This is a genomic window from Haemophilus sputorum CCUG 13788 (assembly GCF_000238795.1).
Taxonomy (GTDB): Bacteria; Pseudomonadota; Gammaproteobacteria; order Enterobacterales; family Pasteurellaceae; genus Haemophilus_A; species Haemophilus_A sputorum.
Genome location: NZ_AFNK01000013.1, coordinates 1 through 486 on the forward strand (window position 1 = coordinate 1; position 486 = coordinate 486).

The 486-nt window shown below is 53.9% G+C and carries 1 pseudogene; it reads right to left on the reverse strand.

Annotated features, from left to right (window positions below):
• Positions 1 to 486 (reverse strand): annotated as a pseudogene (gene istB, locus HSP_RS0103230) (IS21-like element IS21 family helper ATPase IstB); the annotation flags it as partial.

Here is a 486-nt window from a genome sequence, read left to right on the forward strand (position 1 = left end):
TACTTCGTGCGTGGTTGAGTGATGTAGCAACCGATCCAGTATCGCTGTTGCCAGCACGTGATCTCCGAACATTTCTCCCCAGTCTGCGAACCCCTTGTTTGACGTCAGTATGATGCTCGCTTTTTCATATCGACGGTTCAGTAGCCGGAAGAACAGGCTGGCTTCCTCTCTGTTCATCGGCAGATAGCCTATTTCATCCAGGATCAACACCCGGGCATAACTCAGTTGCTGTAGCTGACGCTCCAGCCGGTTTTCCTGTTTCGCTTTCATCAGTGTCGCGATCAGTCTGTCCAGTGGCATAAACAGTACCCGATGTCCCGCATCCACCGCTTTCACGCCAAGAGCTATGGCCAGATGTGTTTTTCCTACACCAGGAGGTCCCAGCAGGATCACGTTTTCGCTGCGCTCCACGAACGCCAGACCAGCCAGTTCCCGGACAACCTTACGGTCGATGCCCGGCTGGAAGGTAAAGTCGAACTGCTCCAG